Here is a 19,612-nt window from a genome sequence, read left to right as displayed (position 1 = left end):
ACTCTGGATACCTCTTTCAGAACAGGGAATCACCAATGAGCCGCTTTGCAGCCCCCATCGCCGAGCAGATCTGGGACATGAAATACCGTTTTAAACAAGCGGACGGCACACCCATCGATCAGACGGTCGAAGACAGTTGGCGGCGTATTGCCCGCGATCTGGCGCGGGTCGAAAAAGACCCAGCGCATTGGGAAGAAGAGTTCTATCAGGCGTTGGAGGACTTCAAATACCTGCCAGCCGGGCGGATCACGGCGGGTGCAGGCACGGCGCGTCAGGTGACTCTGTTCAACTGCTTTGTCATGGGCACAGTGCCCGACAGCATGGGCGGCATTTTCGATATGCTGAAAGAGGCCGCGCTGACCATGCAGCAGGGCGGGGGGATCGGGTATGATTTCTCGACCATCCGACCGCGCGGTGCAGATGTCAAAGGCGTCGCGGCAGATGCCTCGGGCCCGCTGAGCTTCATGGATGTCTGGGATGCGATGTGCCGCACGATCATGTCCGCAGGCTCGCGCCGTGGGGCGATGATGGCGACCATGCGCTGTGACCACCCCGATATCGAACAGTTTATCACCGCCAAGTCCGACCCGGCCCGTCTGCGTATGTTCAACATGTCGGTGCTGGTAACCGATCCTTTCATGGAGGCCGTCAAGGCCGATGGCCCGTGGGAGCTGGTGTTTGGCGACAAGGTCTATCACACCGTTCAGGCGCGTGATCTGTGGAACAAGATCATGCAGGCGACTTATGATTACGCCGAGCCGGGCGTGATTTTCATCGACCGCATCAATCAGGCCAACAACCTCAGCTATGTTGAGACTATCGCAGCCACCAATCCGTGTGGCGAGCAGCCTCTGCCACCTTATGGCGCGTGTCTGTTGGGCTCGATCAATCTGGCGCGGCTGGTCGCGGACCCGTTTGAGGACGCAGCCCATCTGGACGAGGAGGCTTTGCAAAAGCTTGTCGCCACCGCTGTTCGGATGATGGATAACGTGGTGGATGCCTCGAAATTCCCGCTGGCCGAGCAAGAAGCCGAGGCCCAGGACAAGCGCCGTATCGGTCTTGGCGTAACTGGTCTGGCGGATGCGCTGCTGATGCTGGGCTTGCGCTATGGCTCGGACGAGGCGGCGCGCCAGACCGAGCGCTGGTTGCACGCAATCGCCCGCGCCGCGTATCTGGCGTCGGTCGACTTGGCGAAGGAAAAAGGGGCGTTCCCCCTGTTCAACGCCGAGAAATATTTGGCCAGCGGTACGATGCTTCAGATGGATGAGGATGTGCGCGGTGCGATCCGAGATCATGGTATCCGCAATGCGCTTCTGACCTCGATTGCGCCGACCGGGACGATCTCTTTGTATGCGGGCAATGTGTCGTCGGGAATCGAGCCGGTCTTTGCCTATGCTTATACGCGCAAGGTTTTGCAGAAAGACGGTTCGCGGACCGAAGAAGAGGTCGTGGATTACGCGGTGCAGATGTGGCGCGACAAGTTCGGTGACACAGAACTGCCGGACTATTTCGTCAACGCGCAAACCCTGTCCCCGTCCGATCACGTCAAAATGCAGGCGGCGGCGCAGAAATGGATCGACAGTTCGATTTCCAAGACGATCAACTGCCCCGAAGATATCAGCTTTGACGCCTTTAAAGACGTCTATATGCAGGCTTGGGATCAGGGCTGCAAAGGCTGCACCACCTACCGCCCGAATGATGTGACCGGTTCGGTCCTGACCGTTTCGGAAAGCGATGATAAAGCGCCGGGAGAAAGCGCGGATGCACCGCATGAGGTCGATGGTGGAGACGTGATTTACATGTCTGAACCGCTCGACCGTCCGCAGGCATTGGAAGGGTCCACATACAAGTTGAAGTGGCCCGACAGCGAGCATGCGATTTACCTGACCATCAACGATATCGTCATCGGAGGTCGCCGCCGCCCCTTCGAGGTGTTCATCAATTCGAAGAACATGGAGCATTATGCCTGGACGCTGGCGCTGACCCGCATGATCTCGGCCGTGTTCCGGCGCGGTGGGGATGTGTCCTTTGTCGTCGAAGAGCTGAAAGCCGTGTTCGACCCGCGCGGTGGGGCCTGGGTGCAAGGGAAATACATCCCGTCGATATTGGCCGCGATTGGCGGTGTGATCGAGCAGCACATGATCAATATCGGTTTTCTGGAAGGCGAGGGGATGGGTCTGAAATCCGACCCGCAGGCACAAGTCGTCAACATGGACGCACCACGCGGCAAAGCCTGCCCGTCCTGCGGTCAGTATGACATGGTGATGATCGAGGGTTGCATGACCTGCCGCAGTTGCGGGCATTCTAAATGCGGCTAAACCGTCGCCTGCCGCACTAATGTGATGTTGCGAAAGCGCGCATCAGTCCGCAACTTAATCAGTTGCTGATTGAAATTCTGAGCACAAAAGACTGCCACCGCTCCCTGAGGGCTGTGGCTTTTCTGTTTGCGATCCGGACGGCATTCTCACCATTTGCTTCGAGCCGGGTGATCTGCGAAGCGCACAGATTGCAGCGTAACGATTTTTCTGAGTTTAATCTTAACCCAAACCAACATGCGATCCTGGTAGAAAAGAGTGACGTTAACTGAGCGCTCAGACATTAAATTCAAAAAACTCTATGTAGAAATGCATTTATAGGTATGGTGGTGTTATGAACTCGTTAACCAGAATAACACGAGGGATAGGCGTCGCCTTTAAGGATGGCAGGGTGAAGGGCCTGCTAGCCTTCACTACTGGTATGATCCTGTGGGCATCGGTGTTTTACCACTATGTCGAAGGTTGGAGCTGGCTGGATTCCATCTACTTTTCTGTTGTGACAATCTCTACGGTTGGGTTCGGTGACTTTTCTCCTGAAACCGCGGCTGGGAAGGTTTTTACGATGGTTTATATCATTGTTGGCCTCGGTATCTTTGTAACCGCAGCGACCACTGTGGCGGACACGATCCTGTCGCAGGACGACGACAAAAAGCCAAAATAAGCAGCGCCAAGTTGAGCCGGTTCTTCTCCGGCGCAGACTGCAATGCGCTTCAAGAAATTGAATCGCGGCCGGGCTTCTCAAAACTCTTCAACTTGCTAACGTCTTTTGCGGGTTAAAAAATATACATATTACGTTTTTTGAGTATAATCTACACAAAACAAGTTTTTGGAGGGATGGTATGGAAAAGACTCAAGATGCGAAGATTGTCGATCTTGCGATACGGTTGCTCTTTCTCGGATTGTTCCTCTACAGCGCTTTGGTCATGGTTGCCCCGCTTGCCAGTGTGGTCATCTGGGCCACGATCCTGTGCGTCGCGCTTTACCCTGTGTTTGATTGGCTGCAATCCAAGATGGGAGGGCGGAAAAAGCTTGCTGCGACAATCCTTGTTTTACTGGGCCTGGTGTTGACCCTTGGACCGGTCGCAACGGCTGTATCCGGTGCCGCAGAGCTTGGGTCAGATTTTGCAGAACAAGCAGACAGAGGTGAGTTGAAAATCCCTCCGGCACCAGAGGGCCTTAAGGAACTGCCGTTGGTCGGAAATAAAATTGCCGAAGTTTGGGGCATGTTTGAGCGCAATCTGGACGGCGCGTTGGCAAAATACGGTGCGCAAATCCTTGAGATTACCAAGTCGCTTTTTGGTAAGGTTCTGGGGATCGGTATCGGGCTTCTTGGTCTTGCTTTATCCGTGTTGATCATGGGGGCCTTGTTCAGCCCCGGACCAACACTGGTTCAAGGTTTGCAGCGTTTTGCGAACCGTGTTTTCGCACCGCGTGGCGGCGAATTCATTACACTGGCCGGAGCAACAATTCGAAACGTGACCAAAGGCGTGATCGGCGTGGCGGCCATTCAGGCCGTCGTTGTTTGGATATTGCTGGTTCTCTTTGGGATTTCATCGGCTGCAACGTTGGCATTTATCTGCCTGATTCTCTCGATCATTCAGATTGGGCCCGGTTTGGTTCTTTTGCCAGTTATCATCTACGCATGGAGTTCGATGTCCGGCGGCGCGGCTTTGATCTTCACAATATTGGCCATTCCCGTTGCCATAATGGACAGCTTCCTGAGACCAGTGTTCATCTCAAAAGGTCTTGAGACACCCATGCTGGTTATCCTGATCGGTGTTCTCGGAGGCATGATGGCTTACGGTCTGATCGGCATATTTATGGGGCCGGTTCTGTTCGCCGTCTTTTATGAGTTGTTCAAAGTCTGGATCGACTCCCCACCCGCAACTGAAGGTGTTGCGGACGGAGAAGCAAAATGAGGAAGACGATTTGGACAACGCTGGCCGTCATTCTGATCTTTCTGGTCTGGTACCTCGTCGCTGACCGAAAAACACCGTTCACCGGAAACGCCAGGGTAAAGGCCATCGCGACCCAGATCGTACCGCAGGTCACTGGGACAGTGACTGAGGTTCTTGTTGAAAACGGTCAGGTCGTATCGGCAGGAGATGTTCTGGTTCGGATTGACCCAAGACCTTATGAAATCGACCGCGACAAGGCCGAAGCTGATCTGGAAGCAGCCACACAGGAAGTGGGGGCATCCTCGGCTGAGGTAAGTGCTGCACAAGCCAAACTGGCCAGGGCGCAAAGCGATCTTGATACGATGCGTATTCAAACAGAGCGTGTGTTTGCCCTTGAAAAGAAAGGGTTGATCGCCGTTTCAAAGGCTGATGACGCGCGCGGTCAGCTTGCAGAATCTGAAGCGAATTTCGAAAATGCCAAGGCGGATTTGGAAAAAGCCAAGCAAAGGCTGGGTGATGATGGTATCGAAAACCCAAAAATTCAGCGCGCGTTGGCGGCTTTGGCAGATGCAGAGCTGAACCTTGAATGGACGGAATTGCGGGCCCCGGCGACGGGCGTGATATCCAATCTTTTGATCGCCCCCGGTACATATGCCAGATCCGGTCAGGACCTGTTGACGTTTTTGGATGCAACGGATGTCTGGGTTGAGGCTTACTTTACCGAGAATAACCTTGGCCGCGCTTCGGTGGGATCGCCGGTTGACGTCGTGCTGGACATGCACCCCGGCAAAATTGTACCGGGCGTGATTGAGAGTTTTAGCGCGGCCGTATCCCTGAGTGGTGGGGATGAGCCGGGACAATTGGCAAGCCCGCCCAGCACCAAAGGCTTTCTGCGTGAACCGGAACGATTTCCGGTGCGGATCGTTCTGCCAGGATATGAGGCCGGAAACGCCGAAGATGATCTTCGCTTCCAACTTAACGGCCAGGCTGATGTGATCATGTATCTGAGCGACAACTCGCTTCTGAACATGGTCGGTCGGACCTACATTCGCCTGGTTTCCATCCTGTCCTATGCGTACTGAGGACAGGAATTCCGTTATCCGGCTTGCACTGGGTGTGACCGGTGTCTTCGCCTTGGGCTTGTTTTTGGGGTGGCCGCTTGCCGTGGTTGGGGCTGTGTTCACCGCCCTTTTCCTTCAGGCCCCTGCTGCCTTGCCGTTGGCGGCCTTCGCGAAACTGTTCGTCTTTTCGATCGGATTGATGTTCATTTCCTTCCTGCTGTCGTCGGTCTTTGCGCCATACCCCGTTGTGTTCCTCATTCTGGTGGCCATCGGGATTATCCTGTCCTTCATGTGGTCGGTTTCTGGGGCAGGCGTTTTGCCCGGTGTCATCGCCCTGATGGGGGCATTGATGATTCCGAACCTTGTTTTGCAATCACAGGATTTGGCGTTGGTGCTGGTGTTCTGGATACCGTTGAACCTGCTATTTGCAGGTTTCGTATCGACCCTGATGTTTGTGTTGCTACCCGCCGAACCTCAGACGGGTGCTCAGAAGAAAGCCGCGGCGTCTTCGGACTTTGATCCCAATCGGCGGATTGTAAGAATGTCGCTTGTTACGGTGCCGTTTGCCATGGCGTTTTTTATCTCTGGCGCGTCTGCTTTGTTGGTCCTGTTCTTTGTTGCGCTTCTGAGCCAGCAACTTGCTGCAATGCCATCGATGGGCAAAACGGTTGCCAAAGCCATGCTGACGGCAAACCTTCTCGGAGCGGCAATATCCATCATCTGCTACGAGCTAAACGTCATCGCGCCAGTCATTCTGACACCGATTCTGGTATGCCTGTTTTTCTGCCTGTCACTCGGGGCCCTTGGAAAAACTCAGGTCCCGCTGGCTGCAGCGGCAGGTTCGGCGTTAACGACGGTACTTATCGTTTATGGCGGGTCGATTTCTCCGTTTTCGGATGAGGCGGACGTCAAAAGCATCACGCGCGTTTTTCAAGTCGCCAGCGCCGCTTTCTTTGTCATTGCGGCATATGTCGTTGTTGATGAGTTCTGGCCGGAAAGAAAGCAACGCGCAGCTCAGTGACCTTCCGAGGTAAACCGGGTTTGCCAAAAGTCCGGCAATTGCTCAGGCGATATTCGCGCAAACGGAACGTAAGCGGATGCAGCGCGGGATATTGCGTGTTTACTTTGACTTCTGTTCCAAGCGGTACTGCGTCGGCGTTGTGCCGGTTTGCCCGCGGAAAAACCGGGTGAAATGGGACTTGTCCGAATAGCCGAGCGTTAATCCAATCTCGGCAATTGTCATTGCACCCTTTTTCAGATGTTCCTTGGCGACATCGACGCGCAGCCGTTTTATCTCGCGGGGCAGTGTTGTGCCTTGCTGCTGGAGTGCTCGGGAAAACCGTTCTGGTGGTATACCCAGCAACCCGGCCACCACCACTGGCCCTAAATCGGCTTCATCCAACTTGTCGCGCAAGACAGATCGCAATGCGGCGACCACGGTCACTTCTTCCTTTTCCCGAACTGAGGCGATAGGCGCGGTCGATGCGTTTGAAACGTGGTTCAGGAACAGCCATTCCACGGGAAAACTGATTTGCATCCCGGGGTCGGTTCCAAGGCCGACCTCGATCCCTTTGTAGTCTAGTGGCAGGCCATTGATGTATCTGCTTTCCCAACGCACTTGCGCGGGGTCCCAGGAACTTCCGACAACGGTTTGCAACAGACGCACGTATATTGCGGCCCCAAAACCTGTGACCTGAATAGGTTGAACCGTTGGTTCCTGTTGTCTCTCGATCCGATAAATCGCTTTGTCGGCTTCTATGACGAGACTGTGCCGCACAGAGTTGGATTCCTGTGGAACAAGCCCGACAAAACGCGCAAAAAATTCGAACAGCGTTGTTGTCGATTGCAAGGCATCAGCGAACGGAGGCCATCCTTGCAGATCGAATGTTTCCCCTACATTCAGTCCAAGAAATCGGTCGCCCGACAATTCAGAGAAGGCGTTCAACAGACCATAGACCAACTCTGAGTGGACATAGACAGAAGGGTCAGACAACAGTTCAGCTTTCAATCCGACCTGATCCAAAGCTGGTTGTGGATTGATCCCTCGGGTGGTGAGAAACTGCAAAAACGGGGCCGCTAAAGCAAGGCGGATAAAGCCTTCGCTGTGTTCTTGAGAGGTTGAGTTGAACGGCAAGCTTGTCACCTTTGGTTGGACCAGCAGTTTTACTCGGTGGCCACTTTAGCCTTCATATTCGAACATCTTAATGCAAAAGTGGCAACCGACCTAAAAGTTTCCACTCTACAGTTATAGAAACATGAATATGAGGAGAGACCTTATGTCTGGCTCACGAATGTCCTTTTTCGCGTCAGTGACTGCCGCATCGGTTTTGATTTTTCCAATGGTTGCTTCGGCTCAGGATCAGGACGAGCCGCAAACGTTGTTCACCAACGTCCATGTCTTCGATGGCGTAAATGAGCAGCGTATCGAAAATGCGAGTGTTCTTGTTGAAGGCAACCTGATCAAGGCGGTTTCCGTCGACGCGATCGATGCACCCAACGCAACTGTCATTGACGGTGGTGGGCGAACGCTGACGCCCGGCTTCATTGAACTTCACGCTCACCTTATGCTGATGGGTCCGACGCTGCCGGCGATGGAGGCCAACACGACATGGGAGGATTTTGCCATTCACGGTGCGCGGATGGCCGAGATGTATTTGATGCAGGGTTTCACCACAGTCAGGGATGCGGGTGGCGCCAATGGCGGGCTGCGAAGGGCCATTGATGCAGGGCAAATCGACGGCCCCCGGTACTATCCTTCCGGGGCATTTATCGGAACACGGGGTGGCCACGCAGACTTCGCAAATTTCACTGCTCCACCGGGCGCTGAAACAAACATGAGCCGTCTGAACCTTGCGCAAGAGATCAGCGGTGTCGATGACGTCTATAAGTTCGCGCGCAACAACTTTCGCATGGGCGCAACGCAGTTGAAATTCATGCAATCCGGCGGCGTGGTTTCGGCCTTTGATCCATGGCAATTGCTGGCTGGATCGCCAGAGGAAATCAAAGCAGCCGTGCAAGTCGCAAATGAATATGGCAGCTACGTCATGGCGCATTCTTACCGAAAAGAAGCAATCTTGAATGCGCTGGATGCAGGTGTGATGTCGATCGAACATGGTTTCTCGTTCGATTGTGAAATCGCTGAGGTCATGAACGAAAAGGGGGCATACATCACGACCAACCTAACGGCGTTTGATCCCGGTTTGCTTGATATTCCTGCGGTGGCAAACGTCCCGTCGAGCCTTGCCAAGGCAAAATCCGCCTCGGCCACATTTGCGGGCTATATCGACAACATGAAGGAATGCCCGGTGAAGCGAGGGTTCCAGACAGACTGTGTAGGGTCGGTGGAGGCGTGCAATATCCAGATTGCCTACGAAAAACACCTGAACAATGAATTTTTCGGCCCGTTCACCTCGTTGGTGACGCTGACATCGACGGGGGGTGAGGTGGTCGCTTTGTCAGGTGACTTTATGAACCCGTATACGGCTGGAAAGCTTGGTGTGATCGAAGCTGGCGCTTATGCCGACATCCTTTTGATTGATGGAAATCCTCTCGAAGACTTCTCTGTCGTTGGGACGGGCGATCAATGGTTTGGTGCGGACCCCAGGCCGGAAAGCCCTGAAACGATCCGCCTGATTATGAAGGATGGCGTGATATACAAAAATACGCTGGACTGATTGATACCGCAGCCGGAGGGTGTTCATGCGCAATTGGTTACGATCCACAATAGTCGCAGGGTTGGTTTGGTGTGCTCCCCCCGCGTTCGCCGCGAATGGGGTTGCGGTGGACTGGGCGGACCTTCCAGACCCATCCGCGCAAGTCTTTGAAGACCCTTATCGAGATCTCAGCCCGGAACAGTTTGACGATGTTCTGTTTGTTGTTCGACTGCGCGGCAGGATAGAGCAGGGCAATGGCAGCGAAGAAGAACGGCAGAAATGGCAAGAACTGCTGGCTGAGACTAAGGATGCTTTGGCCGCAGAGGACATTGATATCGACTGGCTGCTCGATCAGCGAGAGGTCGTGACAGAACGCCGAAGAAAAGCAGCAACGGATGGAAATCCGCAACATAACGGCCAGACCGTCACACTGGCCGGCTTTGCCATTCCAGCCCCAAGTGATCCTGACGGGCGACCTGTGGCCTACTTGGTGCCAGAGCGTGGGATGTGCAGCCACATGCCTCCGCCTCCTCCTAACCAGATGATCCGTGTGCGGTTGAACGACGATTGGGCACCTAGCTATTATCATGAACCGGTAAGACTGACGGGCAGGCTGACAATTGACCCGTCCGTTCACAGCATGATGGTCGTGGATGGCCTGATGCCCATGAGCGCGACATTCCAACTGGAAACGGACAGTGTTGAAACCCTAGAAACCGAGGCGGACAGGTTGGAGTGGAAACAGCGTGCCGCTGATCGCATCCGCGCGGCAGGTGATCGCAAGACGGGCGGGGCAAGAGCGTCCGAATGATAAAGAACCTGCTTACTGCCTTGGTCATTTCATCCGCTGGCACGGCCTCGGCCCAAGGATTGTCTGGCCCCTCTTCGGTGCAAGCCGAGCTTGAACCCGGCGACGGATTGACCGATCCGCAATACCGTTCAGATTTTCCGCGCAACGTAGCCCCGGGTTGGTTTTCGTGGAAAGACCGGCTGGCCGAGGATGGGTTTCGGTTCAACATTGATTACTTGGCACTTGGGCAAACCACGAATGCTGATCTGGGCACTGGTGAGGCAGCCAGCGGAATTGCTCGGTTCTATGGCAGTTGGCAGGCAACCGAGCGTGGCTCTGTGACATTCAAGATCGAGCAGCGACACAGTTATACCGGCGTTGCCCCCCAATTTCTCGGGCTTGATGGTGGTGCCCTTTCGATCACGGGGACAGCGTTCAACGACAACGGTTTGTTACTTACCAACCTGTTTTGGACCCAAAGGGCCGAGAACGGGTCGTGGACGCTGCAAGTTGGGCAGATTGATGTCACGGACTTCGTGGACATCTATGGGTTGGTCAGTCCCTACAGCGGGTTCCAGAACCTGTCCTTCAACACCAACCCGACGATCAATACACCCAATCAAGGTTTGGGGATCGCGGGTGGGGTTAAGCTAAGCGAAAATTTCTACGCTGTTGCGAGCGTGTCGGACGCGAACGCCGACCCGTCTGACCCTAATTTCGATGTGTTCAGCGACGGCAATCTCTTCAAATCGCTCGAACTTGGGTACACTTCCGGCTTTGATCGTATCTATTTTGACAATATTCACCTGACTTTGTGGCATGCGGATGCGGCTGATGATGGCAGCCGAGCGGAAGACTATGGCGCGGCGTTTTCTGCGGCATGGTTTGTCGACAATAAGTGGATGCCGTTCTTTCGGGCAGGGGCCTCAAAAGGAACGGCAGCGCTGTATGATCGGTCGATCTCTGCCGGTCTGGGATATTACGGTCGCAATACCGATCTGGCCGGCCTTGGCCTGAACTGGGCCGAAGCCAGGGGCATAGACGGGACACAGTTCACGCTTGAAGCTTTCTACCGGTTTTCAATCTCACCGGGATTGCAGATCACACCATCGGTGCAGTTCATTTCCAACCCACTGCTGAACCCCACTCAGGACAGCATTACGCTGTTCGGCCTAAGAACCCGGATCGTTTTCTGAGGGGGGTAATGCAGCCGCGAAACAAAGAAGCTAAGGCGGCTTTGCCAAGAAGATCCTGTTGACCTTAGGCGGGCAACCGGAGGCGCGTAAATGAACATCGAGCCTGCCAGAGTGCCTCGAGATTAGAGACAAACGCTGCGCCGAAGTTGGAGGTTGCCGTGTAATGGCTCCGTCGTGTCAAAAATAGTGTAAGAGAAAAAGAGTTAAATATGAGGCGAGTGTTACACCCTGCGGAGATCAGGAAACCCCTTCGGGTATGTCATGCCCCTCTAGTTAATTTTTTTCTCCGGAACACTCATCCTGTAGTGTAACCTGTCATAAGGGGGATATTATACCTTCATTTCCATGAACGCAGAGCCGACTATCAATCGTCTGGTTGGTTTTTCCCCTAAGACGCCCAAGAACGGCGACTTCGGCGCGCGGCGTCGCAGCATCTTTTGTATTGGTTGGATGATAGCTTCGGGCCGTCGACGCTGGTATTCGTCGCGACGCCGTTCCGTATTGTCGCTATGGCCCCCATCGCAGAAAGGATCCCATTCTCTCATACGCAGCGCTGTGCACAAATGTTAGCTCTTGAAGCAGAGCATCAGTAACCGTATCGCATATAGCTGATCAAAGTTCCCAGCTGAAACCAGTCGCCTTTTCGGATACGTTCCATAGCTGAACCATGACATTTTTTTCATAGGCATGCGGGTTTAATGTGCCCCTGCCGACCGGGCCAACGGCTTCAAAGCGACCTGTTGGTCCATAAAGCGCGCGTTGTTCGGTCAAAGTCTCTTCAGTGGCGCACATGACTTCGGGATAGGACCCTTGTTCAGCCGTTTGAACCATCGGCGTCATGGTCATGAGCCACCAGATGAACCGCATCGTCCGGCTGCCACTGGTGCTGATCAGTGACGTTGCCGACGAGCCGGGATGGCAGACATAGACCTCGACGTCGGTGCGCCCTGCGCCGGCAAGCCTGTCCTGCAATTCGTAAGCGAACATCATTTGCGCCAATTTGCTTTGCGAGTAGGCGGTGTTTGGGCCGTAACCCTCTTCCCAGTTTATGTCGTCGAACTTTATCGTCTTCAGCCCCATATTATAGCCGAGACTGGCGACAACGACGATCCGACCTTTCGTGGCTTCGATCCGTTCGAATAGCATCCCGCAAAGCAGGAAGTGACCATAATGATTGGTGCCGAGCTGGCTCTCGAACCCATCCTCAGTCAGCTTTCGGGTTGGCACCTGCGCGATGGCCGCATTGCAGATGAGCGCATCGATCCGGGTAAGGGAATTCAGGACCTCGTCCGCAGCTTCACGCACGCTTGCAAGCGAGGCCAGATCCATACGAATGAAGCTCACTTCCGCCTCGCTACCGAACTCACTTTTCAGGTCCGCAACAGCGGCCTGAGACTTCTCAGCTGAGCGGTTCAACATCACGACTTTAGCGTTCTTTTTAAGGAGCGTCCGCCTAGCCTGGAGTCCGGCACCGGCGTTGGCACCCGTGATGAGGTAGGTCTTGCCGGAGAGGTCGCTGAGACGTTCGGGTGTCCAGCCGTTCGGTCCGAATGTGGTATCTGGCATTTTTTGTCTCCTATCTGCGTGGGCGCGGGGACCGAGTGAATAGTGTTTTAACTTGGAAATGCAGATAACTCTCGCTTGAACTCTGAAATAGGCGAGATCATCGCAAATACTTGCCCAATTGTATTAAGGTAGTTGCCAGTTTCGATCTGGAGCCTTTACACCTCTCTTATGAGCAAGGATCAGATCAAGCAAATCATCGCAGACCGAACCGAAACGGACGGCCTGACCGAGACGGGTATCAAGGGTGTACGCCTGTTTCGCGCCACGCAATCAATCCCCTGTGTTCCAGCCGTTTACGAGCCCTGCATCGTGGCCATCGTGAGCGGGGTGAAGGAAGCCGTTCTGGATGGCCGAAAATACGAGTACGACAACAGCCAGTATCTCTGCTGCCCAATGTCGATGCCGGTCAAGGCGGGGACGCCTTTGGCTTCGCATGACAAGCCGCTCTACGGGGTTATGATCTCACTGGAACAACGTGTTATGGCCGAGCTGGCGATGGAGATGGATAATGCCGGGGGCGCGCTTCCTTCGGTCAAAGGCGAACTGCGGGAGCCGGGAATTAGGCTCGCACGATGGGACGATGGGTTCACAGAAGCGCTGCTGCGGCTGCTGCGGCTCGGAGACAGCGAGACGGATACAGCGGTTCTCGGCGAGGCGCGATTGCGTGAGGTGCTCTATGTGATTCTGAAGGGAGAAGCTGGCGACTTCGCACGGCAGGCATTCGGCGCTGGCAACGCTATCGCACGTTCCATTGCGCATGTGTCGTCACACTTGGATGCGCCGATCTCGATTGACGATATGGCACGTCGAGCGGGCATGAGCCGTGCGGTCTTCCATCGCAAATTCAAGCAGGTCACGACGATGGCTCCAATCCAGTTCGTTAAGTCGATGCGTCTCAACAACGCCGCCATGAAGATCGCGGGCGGGATGCCGGTGAACGAAGCCGCAATGGACGTTGGTTATGTCAGCCCGTCCCAATTCAGTCGCGAGTTCAAGCGCATGTATGGGCAATCGCCGAGGCAATGGGGTGACGCACAGAAGCTAATGGTCAAAGTTGCTTTAGGCTGACTTGTCAGCGTTTTACACTTAGCAGTCCTCATAATTTGTACTTGCAGCGGATGTCAGCAATGCAGGCTCGGAAAGCAGCAATTCTGGTTTTTCCGAATGAAGGGAAAGGGCCGCCCACGAGAGCGACTCGTTAGCGTTAGATCTCTATCGCTTCGGCGATTACTAGGGCATCCTCGAGTTCGACGCCGATACATCGAACTGTGTTGCCCATCTTAGTTTGGCCAAGAAGAAGCCGAACCGCTCGAAAGTTTCCGGTCTTCATATCGATTTGAGTGATCTTGGTTCTCCTAATTGAATGTGTTCCGTAGGAGCTTGCTTTGAGGCCGATCGACGTGGCCCCTTCGCGGACAAGCCGTACATATTGACGCGTCGAGATGTGCAGTCGTACGTGGAGTCAGCTGGACCAAGGGTACTCCGATCCGACCATTAGCTCGTCTTCCATACACTTCTCTGCAGAGGCTCTTGTGCCTTCAGATAATTCAAAGCGTACGTGTATCTGCGCCTTGCTTTGAAGGACCGAATCCCGTTCCTTGATCTGACCCGATGACATGACTTCGGCGACCTTCATCTTCATCAGATCGCAGTCGCGGAACTTACTGTCGAATGCCTTGTTGAAGAGCGTAAGATCGCGATGGTTTTCAGAAAGCTCGAGGCGCACTCGGATCGCCCAGACACCTTTTGGTTTCAGAGGGCGTTTTGATCTACCACACGCCCATTATTCCAAGCTGGACGAAGTGCACGAATGGCAGGTAAGTTTGGGTTTTCCATGGTTGATCCTCTGATCCACCATGCCCGCCGGCAACGACAACACGACGTTGACGTAACACAATGACATAGAATGTTGCACGCTGCGCGGATGACGGTGAAGTGCAGAAACCAAGTTTAGCAAAGTCCGGCTTGCGGCCCATAACGGAACTCGAACCTTGCGTCGAACAACGACGGATTTGAAACATACCACCTTGCAAAGCGAAGTAGTCTCAATCCTCATTCTGCCACAAGCGCGACAATTGCTTCTTGAGGCTGGGAATGTTGGTTGTTTGCCTCAAGCGGTTTGTTGAGCTTGCCACGATACATCAACGCAAACACGGGTGGGGTGAAATAGAAGGATACAACAGTCGACAACAGTACGCCCCCGGCGATTGCAACGGCGAATGGCGGCCAAAATGCTCCTCCAGCTATGATCAGGGGTAGGAAGCCGCCAAAGGTTGTGATTGTTGTCGAGATGATGTGCCGACTTGAACCAGTCACAACGCGCGCCATGGCCGCTCGGTCACCTTGGCTTGCGTCAGCGTTTTGTTGCAACCCGGTCAGAATGATTATCGCCGCGTTGATCGAAACCCCGATCGATCCGATGACCCCGATGATCGCCGTAATTCCGAACGGGAATTGCATAACGGCCAGCGACAGCATTGAAAGGCCTGCAGACAACACGCACACGACCAAGGTCACAAGGGTCAGCCGGAACGAGTTAAAGGTCAGAACGATGGTCGCGATGGAGAGTGTCACAATCAAACCAACAGAGGCAAGCAGATTGCCAACGGTGTTGGATCGGGCATCACTGTCGCCGCCTAAGGACATCGAATAGCCTTGCGGCAACACAAACCCGGACGCATCAAGTGCTTCTAGTACGTCCTGCAACGCCTCTTCGGGCAAAACACCGGGTACGATAAACGCCTGAATAGTGTTTTCGCGCGTACCGTCCGTTCGAGTTATTACGCTTTCTGCCGGTTCAATCACGGGCTTGGCCAATTCCGACAGCGGTACCGCTGGGAAGGCTCCAGTCGCAGATATCGCAGCTGCATTTGGCAGTAGGATAGGCATACTGAAAATCGCGCTTAGATCTGACCGCACCTCGTCACCTAAGCGAACGCGCACCGGCAACTGTTCAGTCCCTTCGATCAGTGATCCACCGGTGATGCCAACAAGCGCCGTGTCCAGCTGACCAGCTATATCCGCAACGTCTAGTCCCAGCAGACGCGCTTTGACCTCATCAATCTCGAACCGGATTTGAGGGTTGCCTCCGTTCACGCTGGCGCGCGCCTGGGTTACCAGATCGAGATTGGCCATGACTGAACGCACCTCGTCGCCCAGATCACGCAATACCGTGATGTCCTGCCCCTGAATTTTGACTTCAACCGGTGCGTCGACCGGAGGGCCCTGAACAAGACTGCGAACGATGATCTGCGCGTCAGGAAAGCCAGTATCCAGACGACTCTGCAACGTTCCAACAAGGCGGGCGGCGTCGTCGGCCGTGTCGGTCGTGATCATAGCTTGTGCGAACCCAGGCTCGCGTGAGCGGTTTCCAACGATGTTGTAGTAGAATGCCGGGCCGGACTCTCCGACGGTCCAGTAGACACTTTTGACGCCGTCGTCAGCCAGCAGCATTTCATCGATCTGGCGGGCGGTTGCCTCGGTGGTGGCAATTGACGTTCCACCCGGCATATCGACTTCGATATAGAATTGGTTGCGGTCGACGCCCGGGAAGAATTGCGCGGTCAGCGTTGGAAAGGCCGCAAAGCCAAGCACCGGCAAGATCAATGCCAACGCGATGGATCGCACAGGATTAGCAACAGACAATCGAATTGAGGCCTCGAACATACGGGCAAGTGGCGGGATGCTGATACCGCGGCTCAGCATTCCTGCGTCTGGGCGATCGGACAGTAGCCAGCCCGCAATCGCCGGAGTCACAGTCAAGGCCACAACCAGGGACCAGACAAGCATAAGAACCACGGCGATAGCGATGGCGCCGACAAAATCGCCTGCGGGTCCCGGCAGCAATATCATCGGCGTGAAGGCAAGCGCCGTTGTCACGGTCGATGCCAGCAGTGGCGCGGCCAACCTGCGAACAGCATCTCGTACGGCTGCAAGTCGCTCCATCCCATCCTGCAGACGACGTCGGATTTCATCGGTCATCACGATGGCTGCGTCAACGAGCAGTCCGAGGGCAACAATCAGTCCGGTCACAGACATCTGATGAATTGGCAATCCAATCATGTTCATCGTCGCCAGGGTCGCCAATGAGACAACCGGCAAAACCAAAGCCACAATCGCGGCTGCCCGAACCCCTAACGTAACAAACAAAACTGCCACGACCAGAGCCACGCCAATGGCCAAGTTGACCCCAACCTCTGACAAACGATCCGTCGTGTACTGGCTTTGATCAAATAGCAGTATTTCCTGCATGCCCAAAGGTACCGACGCGGCGCCTGCATCAAGCTCATCCCGAAGGAAGCCTGTCCAACGGTCGATCTGTACGCCGTCCTGCGCCAGAATCCCGACCAAAACTGAGGGCTTTCCGTTGGCAAACGCGATTGAGGACTGCGGTTCGCGTGCGCCACGGTCTACGCTTGCAATATCTCCGAGCTTCACCACGGCACCGCCTGCGTTTTCACGCAGGACGATGCTCCGAATGCGATCCAAACTCTCAATTTCTCCGCTGACGCCGATGGTCAGGTCGACATCAGATTGCAACCGCCCAGACTGAACCTTTCCGTCTGCTTCGGCGATCCGCTGGGAAATCTCGGCAGCGCCAAGCCCAAGCGCAGCGGCCTTGTCCATATCCACACTTACGAGCACCTCTTCTTTCGGCTGACCGAAATAGTCCACTGCTCGCGTGGCAGGTATCGCACGCAATCTGTCGCCCAGTGCTTCGGCGTGACGTGCCAGCAAAGTTAACGGAAAGTCTGGATCCTCGGCCGCAACTGCAATGACCGCAGAATAGGCAGAAATGCCCTCGGCATCGAATTCCGGCGGAAAAACTCCTGCCGGAAAGTTCTGGCGCGCATCTTCGACGGCATCCCGAGCCTCGGCCCAAACCTGCTCAATGGTGGCTTCGTCTAGCGTTTCCAGCAATTCTACCGAAACGACCGACACACCCGAGCGGGAGACTGAACTGATCTCATCCACCTCGGCGATCTTTCGCAGTTCTTCTTCGATTTCTGCAGTGACCAGCGCTTCAACCCGTTCTGGATCTGCACCCGGGAACTGTGTCGTTACAGTTGCGAAGAGGTTGGTGATCGTAGGGTCTTCTTGTCGCCCAAGAGACAGGAACGAAGACAGACCTGCGGATACAAGCACTAAAACGATTAGGGCAACCAGCCTGGGGTGGCGAAAGGTAAGGGTTTCCATCAGATCGCTCCGTTACTCGCCAGTGTTGAAGGCAACGCGTTGACCAACGCTGACTCGCTGCGGCCCCTGATCGATCAGGACGGTGCCGTCCGGAAACGCGCCACGCACAAAGACGCGGTCGTCTTCGGCATGCAGCACTTCGACCGCCGCTAGCCGCACAGTTTTTTGCGCGTCGGCAACGAGCAATGTCCATTGCCCGCGCGTTCCTTCCTTCAGAGATGTTGTAGGCACCCAGGTCCCCGCACTTTGGACGGGATCGAGTACATGCACACGTGCGGTTTGTCCGAAGGCAACGTCCGGCGCGTTCTTCAAACCGAACAGCGCGGTGCGGGTTCGGGTCACCGGGTCAATATCGGGCCGTAAAGTCGCAAGCTCAGCCTGATAGCTTTGACCTGCAATTTCGATTTCAACGTCAGTCAGCAGCGCCGGATCAACATCGAGAGGGATACCTATCCGAACTTGCGGCGACACGACCTCGACCATACCCAGAACCAACTCGCCCGAGCGCAAAGTTTCACCGCCATCCACGTGTCGCGCGGTTATTTGACCCGCAAACGGAGCCTCGATACTGGATTTCTCGATTCGAACGGTCACATCACGCAAGGCCGCATCTAACTCGCCAATCCTGGATAGCAATTCATCCTGCTGAGAAACGGCCTCGTCCAAACGGGCTTGGCTGGTAAAGCCTTGTTCAATTAGTTTCGCGTTTCGCTCGACCGTTTTCTTTGCAAATGAAAGTTGGGCTGCAATGGCGTCACGTGATGCTGTCAGACGGTCGCGTTCGACCTCCAGCAGTGCGATGTCCAGTGTCGCAAGAAGTTGACCCTTGGCAACCTCATCACCTTCATCGACCAGAATTTGATCCAGCGTCCCGTTCAGTTCGAAAGAGATATCTGCCGATCGCTGAGGTTCGACCTGCCCGATGAATACACGGTCGACTGTGTAAGCGCTCTCGGACGTGATCGGTGTCACGGACACGGGTGTCACAGCGGCGGCATCCGGTGCGGGTACAGCGTCCGCTCTACGGGTGAGCTCGGATGCGCCAAAGTAAACGGCGGCCGCTGCAACAGCTATAAAACTGACGGTCACTCCCAGGCGCACAGTGCCGCGCAACACACGTGCAAGTGGGCTCGGTTTGGTCGCTTCAGTAGATGAAATTGCAGGATTCGGCATTTGGGGACCTCATCAAGTTAGCGTCTCTAACATATGTTAGAAGTTCTCACTTTGACAAGAGATACGTGATCTGTCACATGTTGGATCATGAGCAGCACCGAAAAAAATCATCCGACAAACAGACAAGCGGCTGGTCTTTCCGTTAGCAAGAAAGCCTATCATCACGGCGATCTCCGCGCTGCACTGATCGAAGCAACCCGACAGTTGGTTGAAGAAAAAGGTCCGGACAGTTTTTCTGTATCCGAGGCGTGCAGACGCGCGGGCGTATCAACCGCGGCACCTTACAAGCACTTCAAAGACAAGACAGAAATGCTGGTTGCCACTGTCCTTGAAGGAATGGATCGGCACCGAGACAAAATGCTTGCCGCGCTGGAAGGTGTTCCTGAAGGATCTCCCGAGCGCCTTACTGCCATAGGAATGGAGTATATTGCCTTCGCGTTAAATGAGCCCGGAATCTTCAGACTGAAATTTGGCGGCTTCACAGACCGTATTGCGGACCCCCGGCTGGAGGAAGGCGGCCAGCAAAGCTTCGGGATTCTTTTAACTGAAGTAGCAAAGTGTCTCGGTGAACCGGGAATCACAGACGAAGTTCGCCGCCGTGGTTTTTTGTTGTGGAGTTTTGTGCACGGGCTGTCGTTCATTCTGCATGACAAAGGGCTTGCGGAGAAAGGCGAAGAGTTCGATCTTCATGCCCTACTTGAGGACGTTTCGGAAAGAATGCTGAGTTGAGCGTTCTCAAGGCAAAACGAACTCAACCAAGCACT

14 protein-coding genes and 1 pseudogene are annotated in these 19,612 nt (G+C 54.8%); 10 read left to right on the top strand and 5 right to left on the bottom strand.

Going from position 1 to position 19,612, the window contains the following annotated elements:
- Positions 1–35 precede the first annotated feature (35 nt).
- The 5 genes from GOV90_RS14800 (at position 36) to GOV90_RS14780 (ending at position 6,295) form a co-directional block, all read left to right on the top strand.
- Complete coding sequence (locus tag GOV90_RS14800) at positions 36–2,318, top strand: adenosylcobalamin-dependent ribonucleoside-diphosphate reductase (RefSeq protein ID WP_171093424.1); 2,283 nt, start codon at positions 36–38, stop codon at positions 2,316–2,318.
- Between the two features lie 388 nt (positions 2,319–2,706).
- Positions 2,707–2,976 (top strand): potassium channel family protein, encoded by a 270-nt coding sequence (locus GOV90_RS14795; RefSeq protein WP_256367960.1) that lies wholly within the window; start codon positions 2,707–2,709, stop codon positions 2,974–2,976.
- 178 nt (positions 2,977–3,154) lie between these two features.
- The gene (locus GOV90_RS14790) at positions 3,155–4,234 is read left to right on the top strand and encodes an AI-2E family transporter (RefSeq protein ID WP_171093420.1); all 1,080 of its coding nucleotides are present in this window, start codon (positions 3,155–3,157) and stop codon (positions 4,232–4,234) included.
- Positions 4,231–5,295, top strand: coding sequence for an HlyD family secretion protein (locus tag GOV90_RS14785; protein ID WP_171093418.1), 1,065 nt, complete (start codon positions 4,231–4,233; stop codon positions 5,293–5,295). The genes GOV90_RS14790 and GOV90_RS14785 overlap by 4 nt, the downstream gene beginning before the upstream one ends.
- On the top strand, positions 5,285–6,295 hold the full coding sequence (locus GOV90_RS14780) for a DUF2955 domain-containing protein (protein ID WP_171093417.1): 1,011 nt from the start codon (positions 5,285–5,287) through the stop codon (positions 6,293–6,295). Before GOV90_RS14785 ends, GOV90_RS14780 begins: the two co-directional genes overlap by 11 nt.
- Before the next feature lie 99 nt (positions 6,296–6,394).
- Here the strand turns inward: GOV90_RS14780 and GOV90_RS14775 are convergent, their stop codons facing one another.
- On the bottom strand, positions 6,395–7,408 hold the full coding sequence (locus GOV90_RS14775) for an AraC family transcriptional regulator (protein ID WP_171093415.1): 1,014 nt from the start codon (positions 7,406–7,408) through the stop codon (positions 6,395–6,397).
- A 142-nt stretch (positions 7,409–7,550) separates the two neighbouring features.
- Here GOV90_RS14775 and GOV90_RS14770 point away from each other — a divergent pair, with 142 nt between their 5' ends.
- From GOV90_RS14770 to GOV90_RS14760, 3 genes are read left to right on the top strand one after another with little or no spacing between them, the layout of a single operon-like run.
- Positions 7,551–8,948 carry an amidohydrolase family protein gene (locus tag GOV90_RS14770; protein WP_171093413.1) on the top strand — a complete coding sequence of 466 codons (1,398 nt, stop codon included), beginning with the start codon at positions 7,551–7,553 and terminating at the stop codon, positions 8,946–8,948.
- Between the two features lie 25 nt (positions 8,949–8,973).
- Positions 8,974–9,738, top strand: coding sequence for a DUF3299 domain-containing protein (locus GOV90_RS14765; protein ID WP_171093411.1), 765 nt, complete (start codon positions 8,974–8,976; stop codon positions 9,736–9,738).
- Positions 9,735–10,913 carry a carbohydrate porin gene (locus GOV90_RS14760; protein ID WP_171093409.1) on the top strand — a complete coding sequence of 393 codons (1,179 nt, stop codon included), beginning with the start codon at positions 9,735–9,737 and terminating at the stop codon, positions 10,911–10,913. Before GOV90_RS14765 ends, GOV90_RS14760 begins: the two co-directional genes overlap by 4 nt.
- Before the next feature lie 612 nt (positions 10,914–11,525).
- On the opposite strand, the gene GOV90_RS14755 is transcribed toward GOV90_RS14760, so the two are convergent.
- A complete protein-coding gene (locus tag GOV90_RS14755) occupies positions 11,526–12,479 on the bottom strand; it encodes an SDR family oxidoreductase (protein WP_171093408.1) in 954 nt (317 codons plus the stop codon).
- Positions 12,480–12,647: 168 nt separating this feature from the next.
- On the opposite strand from GOV90_RS14755, the gene GOV90_RS14750 reads away from it, so the two are divergent.
- Positions 12,648–13,547 carry an AraC family transcriptional regulator gene (locus GOV90_RS14750; protein WP_171093406.1) on the top strand — a complete coding sequence of 300 codons (900 nt, stop codon included), beginning with the start codon at positions 12,648–12,650 and terminating at the stop codon, positions 13,545–13,547.
- Between the two features lie 136 nt (positions 13,548–13,683).
- On the opposite strand, the pseudogene GOV90_RS14745 reads toward GOV90_RS14750, so the two are convergent.
- The 3 genes and pseudogenes from GOV90_RS14745 to GOV90_RS14735 all read right to left on the bottom strand — a co-directional run bounded on the left by GOV90_RS14745 (position 13,684) and on the right by GOV90_RS14735 (position 18,848).
- Positions 13,684–14,315, bottom strand: a pseudogene (locus GOV90_RS14745) (integrase).
- A gap of 216 nt (positions 14,316–14,531) precedes the next feature.
- Positions 14,532–17,675 carry an efflux RND transporter permease subunit gene (locus GOV90_RS14740; protein WP_171093404.1) on the bottom strand — a complete coding sequence of 1,048 codons (3,144 nt, stop codon included), beginning with the start codon at positions 17,673–17,675 and terminating at the stop codon, positions 14,532–14,534.
- A gap of 12 nt (positions 17,676–17,687) precedes the next feature.
- The gene (locus tag GOV90_RS14735) at positions 17,688–18,848 is read right to left on the bottom strand and encodes an efflux RND transporter periplasmic adaptor subunit (RefSeq protein ID WP_171093402.1); all 1,161 of its coding nucleotides are present in this window, start codon (positions 18,846–18,848) and stop codon (positions 17,688–17,690) included.
- Positions 18,849–18,935: 87 nt separating this feature from the next.
- On the opposite strand from GOV90_RS14735, the gene GOV90_RS14730 reads away from it, so the two are divergent.
- Positions 18,936–19,577 (top strand): TetR/AcrR family transcriptional regulator, encoded by a 642-nt coding sequence (locus GOV90_RS14730; RefSeq protein WP_171093400.1) that lies wholly within the window; start codon positions 18,936–18,938, stop codon positions 19,575–19,577.
- Positions 19,578–19,612 lie beyond the last annotated feature (35 nt).

The sequence above is a fragment of the Ruegeria sp. HKCCA5929 genome, assembly GCF_013034525.1.
GTDB lineage: Bacteria > Pseudomonadota > Alphaproteobacteria > Rhodobacterales > Rhodobacteraceae > Ruegeria.
This window is presented reverse-complemented; position numbering and strand designations above follow the sequence as displayed.